The 7,851-nt window shown below is 42.3% G+C and carries 4 protein-coding genes; all 4 read left to right on the forward strand.

The annotated features are described in order from the left end of the window. Positions 1 to 175 precede the first annotated feature (175 nt). The 4 genes from HWQ37_RS15960 to HWQ37_RS15975 all read left to right on the forward strand — a co-directional run bounded on the left by HWQ37_RS15960 (position 176) and on the right by HWQ37_RS15975 (position 6,981). Positions 176 to 751, forward strand: a complete 576-nt coding sequence (locus HWQ37_RS15960; RefSeq protein WP_292748602.1) for a PEP-CTERM sorting domain-containing protein — start codon at positions 176 to 178, stop codon at positions 749 to 751. Positions 752 to 1,618: 867 nt separating this feature from the next. After that, entirely contained in the window at positions 1,619 to 2,908 is a 1,290-nt protein-coding gene (locus HWQ37_RS15965; RefSeq protein ID WP_292748604.1) for a glycosyltransferase family 4 protein, read from the forward strand. Between the two features lie 893 nt (positions 2,909 to 3,801). Next, positions 3,802 to 5,391, forward strand: a complete 1,590-nt coding sequence (locus HWQ37_RS15970) for an efflux RND transporter periplasmic adaptor subunit (RefSeq protein WP_292748605.1) — start codon at positions 3,802 to 3,804, stop codon at positions 5,389 to 5,391. 207 nt (positions 5,392 to 5,598) lie between these two features. Next, on the forward strand, positions 5,599 to 6,981 hold the full coding sequence (locus HWQ37_RS15975) for a carotenoid oxygenase family protein (RefSeq protein WP_292748606.1): 1,383 nt from the start codon (positions 5,599 to 5,601) through the stop codon (positions 6,979 to 6,981). Positions 6,982 to 7,851 lie beyond the last annotated feature (870 nt).

Genomic DNA, 7,851 nt, shown 5'->3' on the forward strand with positions numbered 1-7,851 from the left:
TATAGACTTGGCATTTTATGCAAAACTTTACAAAAAAAGTGCTTCTCTTTACAGATTCATTACATTAGTTACGTAGTTTTATGCGGTATTTACGGATATATATTTCTATCGTAAACTTAGTATTGTTTGATGCATTGATATATGCATCATGCCAATCAATTTTGGAGTTACGACCATGAAAAATATTTTCGCCAAAATCGGCGCGATCGCAGCAACCAGTATTGCGATCGCTGCTGCTAATAATCCAGCCCAAGCTATTGAGTTAAACTTTAAGTGGCAAGGTGATGCTGGTTACTCAGCAACAGGTTCATTCAGCTACGACGAAACTACAGCACCAACAATCATTTCCGAAGCTGGTAGTGGAGCAACCAAATTTTTACAATCTTTGAATGTCTCCTTCTTAGACCCATCGAAAAATCTTCTGGGAACCTATAACACCGTTAATGGTGGAGTTTCACAATCTAGCTTCTTCGCTTTCAACTTTAATACTTCCACTCAGAAATTGTTTGGCCCCCTTGATGTCGCAGGAGGAACTGGTGTAATTGGAGAATATTTCTTTCAGGGAACAGTTGGCGACTCTTTAGCATTACGTCAGGATGTTGATCAACAGGGAACGTCAACAACACTAGATCAAAATTCTGGTTCTATTCAAGTCTCTAAAGTGCCTGAACCTGCTTCTATCTTGGGTTTACTAGCATTTGCTACCTTGGGTCTAGGTTCAACTTTCAAGAAAAAGCAAGCCTCTTTCTAGAAATTAGGGCTTTCTAGTCAGAGCTTGCCAAATTTACTGAATCTCTATTCTAGCCCTACTAGTTCAGTGAACTGGTGGGGTTATCTTTAACCTCATTATAAATACAGCCGAATTCAGTAGTAAAACAGGCTTTATACCTGGGTAATCAGACTTAGCTTCTGTACCTCACTTTCCTTGAAATCTGCTGTATCAGTGATAAAAAATGTATGGACGTAGCCCTGTTAAGTCTCTACAAGGATTCTGGATAACGCATATTTAATTTCACCAAATGTCTATTAGTTCTTGATTAACAATGCCTTTGAACTACTTAAAAAGTGAGATTCCCCCTAATGAAACAATCCTGATGACTTGGTTTAAAATACTTCATGTGCCAGTTTACAAGGCGGAATGAGGGTTATATGCATAACACTGAATATAATGCTACAATTCTCGAAGTTTAAATTTAAGCATTAGTTCGGAAATCAGCAGACCAACTATTGTCATAATCACCAGAAAATAAATTCTATATTTATCAATAGCCTAACCTGTTTATACAAAGTCATATTTTGATTTTTAAGTTTTTTATGCAAGTAAAAAATTTCTCTTGTAAAAAACCACTAAGAAAATTTATAACCCATGTCTAAAAAAAATTTAATCAAAGAATTTTACCAGTCAAAATACAGCATTTGCAAATAAATAAAGTACAAAACGCAGGGATACAGATCATCTATAAACAGTTTCTACCTCTGCCCCAGCAGCTCCAAACTAGTAGCTTTGTACTTCATGTAATAAAAACGCTGTAAGTAATAAAAATAGCAGTCCCAACTGGCTATTAAGTAAGTAATGCGATCGTCTCATGCTATCTTCACAAAATTCATAATATAGTTCATGCATATTCTGATTTATTCCTACAACTATCATCCAGAGCCAATTGGAATTGCTCCGTTAATGACTGAATTGGCAGAAGGACTAGTAAAGCGAAGTCATAAAGTGCGAGTGATTACGGGAATGCCCAACTATCCTCAGCGCGAAATTTACGATGGGTATCAGAATAAGTGGTATCTTACTGAACAAAAAAATGGCGTGACTATTCAGCGAAGTTACGTCCGAATTAAGTCTAAACCTAACCTCGTGGATCGGCTGTTATTGGAGTTGAGCTTTGTTTTCACGAGCTTACCCCAAGCCTTTAAAGGCGCGCGACCAGATGTGATTATCTTAACAGTACCGCCGCTACTAGGTACGTTACCAGCAACAATATTGGGCTGGTTATACAACTGTCCAGTAGTTCTGAATGTGCAAGATATTTTACCAGAAGCTGCTGTGCGTATCGGGCTATTAAAAAACAAGTGGATGATCCGAACTCTCGCAGCCCTAGAGAAATTTGCATATCGGACTGCACACACTATTAGTGTGATTACCGATGGGTTTCGTGAGAATTTAGTCAATAAGGGAGTACCTGTTAATAAAATCGTTTGTATTCCCAATTGGGTAAATGTAAATTTCATTCGCCCCTTACCAAAACAGAGCAACTCCTGGATATCTAGCCATCAACTAGAGGGGAAATTTGTAGTTCTTTATTCGGGCAACATTGCTCTAACGCAAGGCTTAGAAACAGTAATCGAAGCAGCAGTTTGCTTACGTCATATTAAAGATATTGTCTTTGTCATTGTTGGCGAATCAAGAGCATTGCAAAGGTTGCAGGAATATTGTCTATCAAATGGAGCAGATAATGTTTTGCTACTACCGTTACAGCCGCGAGAAAAACTACCCGAAATGCTAGCAGCCTCTGATGTCGGGCTAATTGTGCAAAAGCATAATGTGATTTCGTTCAATATGCCTTCAAAGATACCACTGTTGTTGGCGAGTGGTCGCCCAATTGTCGGTTCAGTTCCTGCCACTGGTACTGCTGCGAAAGCGATCGAACTGAGTGGTGGTGGGATAGTTGTTGAGCCAGAATCACCCCAAGCAATGGCCGCTGCGGTGCATGATTTATATGCTAATCCGGCTCTAGGGACGAAGCTAGGTAAAACAGGAAGACAGTTTGCCGAAGAAAACTATTCTTTAGAGCAAGCGCTTGATCGCTATGAGTGGCTTTTTTCTCATATTGTTGCCAACCGAAAATCGAATGTCGGTATTTTACCAAAATTGGATTCTAAGAAATCAGTTGTAGATGGTTGAAGCGGATTGGGGATTTCTGGCTCGGCTACACAGACAGAACCATGATTGGCATAAATTAAATCACCCATTCGGGTGAGTTAAAAATCAACCATTCGGGTGAACTAAGTGTAGGAAGTTGAGAATGCTCAAAAATAGGAATCTAGAAAATACTGATTGACTGCACGTCGTTGTTGGTGAGGATAACTTGATGAAACTCGCAATCTTGATTAATAGAGCTGAATTAATCAGCGTTAGGCGTAGCCTCTGGTAAACAAGGCATCGCTCCAAACTCTTTTCTTCCTTAAGATCAGTATTCACTACTACTCAAGAGCGATAAACTCATCTATAACTAATACAATCTCCTGTACTATGTGGTTATAATGCAAGCAAGCACTTGCAAACACTCAGAGAAAACTTAGCATCAAGGACGGCACAAACTTATGCACCCTCGATCGAGTCAGCAACTAACGGTATTTGCAACGGTAGGTTAACCACAGCGACAACCCGAGAAATAGCTCGTGTTTCTGCGGTCAATGAGGTAACTTTATGAACTAAAGAGCAACTACTAACTTGCTCTGATTACCGAAGCGATTGCTTTACAGCTAGAAGCTTTAGCTGCAACAATATTAACCGTGCTTTCTCTCTGAGCTAAGGTACTGGGTTTATACTGACTAAGAAAAAACTATAAATTACACTTTAAGAAATTGAACGGAGTTAAGGAATGTACAAATCAACCATAATGTGCTAAATAAAATTGTTTCATTTTAGGTGCTAGACATCGTGAGCGATCGCCCAAATACCCAAACATATTTTTCACCAGCATAGAGAAAAAGGGCTAAAAAACTATTCCAATAATGCTTTTTTAGCGAAGAGTAGATTGCCCAAGTCTAAATCCACAAGACGAGAAAACGAAGATGTCCCATTCTGAGTTCCCTGACTCTCCCCTACCCATTGAAACAGAACAGCCCACTGTTATTGATTCTAGTCAAGAGTCACAACAATTGCCACAGCCATCGCCTAAGCGACCTCAAAAACGTCGTTGGCCCCTACTTTTAGGAATCGTCTTATTAATTGCAGGTGTCGGTTTTGCTTGGCGTTGGTGGCAAACTAGTAATACTAGCAGCAATGCACAAGGCGGGGCTGAAGCAAATGCTAGTCAACCTAGAGCAGTTCCGGTCAAGCTAGTGACACTGAAAAATGAAACAGTCCAAGAAAGTTCAGATTTTATTGGCTCCTTAGAGGCTCCACGTTCAGTAATCATCAGACCACAAGTTGAAGGACGAATTACCGAGATTTTCATCCAAGAGGGCAATCGCGTTCAACAAGGACAAGCCATTATTAATCTGCAAAGTGATAATGTCCAAGCTCAATTGTTACAAGCTAGAGGCTCACTGCAAGAAGCCCAAGCAAAGCTTGCTGAACTCAAAGCGGGTACGCGACAAGAAGAAGTTGCTCAAGCTAGAGCGCAATTAGTCCAAGCCCAAGCTCGCTTTAGAGATGCCCAATCGGGATCGCAACCAGAAGAAATTGCTCAGGCTGTGGCTAAAATTCAGTCAGCTAAATCCGATCTGGAACTAGCACAGTCACGCGCCAAACGATACGCACAATTGAGAAAAGAGGGCGCAGTTTCCCAAGATACCTTAGATGGATATGTCAAAGAACAGCAAAGTGCTGAAGCTGCCCTTGTCGTAGCTCAGAAAAGCCTAGACCAACTCAGCCAAAGCCGAAAATCTAGTATCAACGAGCTAGCTGGTGCTTTGGAACAACAGAAACAAAACTTAAGACAACTAGAAAATGGTTCGCGCCCAGAAGAAATAGCCCAAGCGCGATCGCAAGTAACTCAAGCAGCTGCCCAAGTTCAAGCTGCCCAAGTCCAGCTACAATACACAAAAGTTCTAGCACCTTTCACTGGCGTTGTTGGTGATATTCCCGCAAGGGTCGGAGATTATGTGCAAAAAGCAGATCAACTCACTACACTAACTAAAAACGACTCTTTAAAACTGAATATTTCCGTTCCCGTAACTGAAGCCAGAAAGTTGCGCTTGGGCTTACCTGTGCAAATGCTTGACGTCCAAGACAAACCGATCGCAACGGGTAAAATCAGTTTTATCTCCCCAAATGCTAGTTCCGATTCGCAGACAGTTTTGATAAAAGCCAACTTTGGCAACTTGAGAAATCGACTGCTTAATCTTCAGTCAGTGCAAACTAAAGTGATCTGGAATGAACGTCCAGGAATCTTAATTCCAGTTACAGCAGTATCTCGCTTGGGCGGAGAGACTTTTGTATTTGTAGCGCAAGCGCCGCAAGAAAAGTCTAAACCGGGAGCGCCATCTTTAGTCGCTCAACAAAAACCGGTGAAATTGGGAGTTATTGAGGGGAATAATTATCAAGTTATTCAAGGACTAAAAGCGGGGGACAAAATTGTTGTTTCTGGTATTCTCAACTTAACCAATGGCGCTCCCATTACTCCTGAAACTCAAGAAGTTGGTAGTCAAAAGCCTTAGCTGAAGAGAAGATGAGGGAGACAAGGGAGACAAGGGAGACAAGGGAGACAAGGAGATAAACAAAACTCCTAACTCTTGGAAAGACTTGGATTTTTCGCGTCTCAACTCCTAACTCCTAACTCAGCACTCCTAACGCCCTCAAAATTTCCATGTGGGCATTAAGACAAACCTGAATGTACAGTACAAATGTACGCTTAAATTAAGATAATGGTAACAATAGCAGTCAATCCCTATCTCGATGGCAATTTTGCTCCAGTCCATGAAGAAATTACCACCGACAAATTGCTTGTCATTGGTGAATTACCCCTTGACTTATCAGGGATGTTTGTGCGGAATGGCCCTAACCCTCAATGGACACCCATCGGTCAATATCATTGGTTTGATGGGGATGGGATGTTACATGGTGTGCAAATTAGCAACGGGATAGCCACTTATCGTAACCGCTACGTCCAGACAGCCGGATGGAAAAAAGAACGAGAAGCGGGTAAAGCTATCTGGAGTGGGTTGTTAGAACCACCACAAATAAATAACCCCGCCGGTGGCTACAAAAATACTGCTAATACTGCCTTAGTGTGGCACGCCGGTCAAATGTTGGCGCTGAACGAAGGGGGTAAACCTCATGCCATCAAGCTGCCTGAATTAGAAACCATTGGCGAGTACAGCTACAATGGCAAGCTAGTTTCTGCCTTCACAGCCCATCCCAAGGTAGATCCGGTGACGGGCGAAATGATCTTCTTTGGCTACTCTTTGTTTGCGCCACCCTACCTGCAATATAGTGTAGTCTCAGCCCAAGGCGAAGTGTTGCGGACAGTGCCAATTGACCTGCCAATAGGAGTGATGATGCACGATTTTGCCATCACTGAAAACTACACGATTTTCATGGATTTGCCCCTGACTTGTAACCCAGAGCGATCGCAACGGGGAGAACCGATAGTGACGTTTGAGCGCGATCGCCCTAGTCGCTTTGGAATTGTACCACGTCACGGTGACAACAGTAATATCCGATGGTTTGAAAGTCCTGCTTGCTACGTCTTCCATACCCTCAACGCTTACGAAGAGGGAGACGAAGTAGTGTTGATTGCGTGTCGGATGAGTTCTACTAGTGTTTTGAGTTCTAATGATTCGCAAGCCGACCCGGAGGCAAATATCCCCCGTTTGTATCGCTGGCGATTTAACCTCAATACAGGGACAGTGCGTGAAGAAATGTTAGATGATGTAGTTTCAGAATTTCCCCGCATCAACGAAAACCTAGTGGGGCGACAAAACCGATATGGCTACACTAACAAAATAGTGTATAATTCCGTAGCTTTATTTGAAGGTATTATTAAGTACGATTTCAGCAGTGGAAAGTCCCAAACTCATGAATTCGGACAGGGACGCTATGGCAGTGAAGCTGTATTTGCACCGCGTCCTGGTGCAACTGCTGAGGATGATGGTTGGCTGATAACTTTCGTCCACGATGAGAATTCAAACACTTCAGAATTAGTAGTGGTGAATGCTCAAGATGTAACGGCTGAACCTGTAGCGCGGGTGATAATTCCCCAACGAGTGCCTTATGGGTTTCATGGTGCTTGGTTTGCGGGGGAATAATTTAACTTTTTTAGCAGAAGTCCCACATCTCACTCTTAGGAGTGTGAGATGAATGCGAGTGAGTTGACGACAGTTCTACGGGCCTTCGCCGTAGGCAAGGGAGGAGAACATGGAGGAAACGAGCAAATATGTTGTTATAATACAATTGGTTTACTTCACCCGCATTGGTGTCTGAAAAGCCTCGCTCTTGTGGCATTACGATCATTATTGACATCCTCACCGGACTGAAGCCACGGTAATTCTGGAGTAATAAGTAATAAGTAATTAGTTAATATTCTTACTCATTACTCATTACTTATTACTTATTACTTTAAAGCCGTGCTAGAAGCACGGGGCTTTAAACCCATTTTTTCGGTAAGGTTCAAGGTAGGAAATTGATAGTCTGCGGCAGGGCATGACGTGGACTTAAAACAAAGCTCAGATTATGTCTTCACTGAGGGAGTGCGAATCGTTGGCTAGAAACTAAAACCCACAAGGGTTTGGAGGATTAGCCGCAAGGTACAGAACCTTGACAACTGAATGACCATGTAGGTGAGAGTTATTATCCTAGAACCCTCAAATCCTACCCCGTAGGTGCAACGGTGAAAGCATCACCCCCAGGTTTGAGACTAGCCATCAACGCCTGAAGCGGGGTGAAAAGGTGTTATTACTGACAGCCTAAGTTAGTAAGCATCGAGCAAAGTACCCATGAGTAAAGCCCCGGCTTGAAGATGCGATTAAATCGTCGTAATGAAGAACCAGCGAAATAAGGCTTAATGCGCTGGAGCCAAAAGGCAAAGGATATGGAGTTGGCAAATTTCTTCTTGACCAACAAGCACTTCCAATAAACCAGGCGAAAAGCATCACTCTAAAGGTACACAGTATGGTCAT

Origin of the sequence: Nostoc sp. NMS4 (assembly GCF_017115095.1) — a bacterium.
GTDB lineage: Bacteria > Cyanobacteriota > Cyanobacteriia > Cyanobacteriales > Nostocaceae > Nostoc.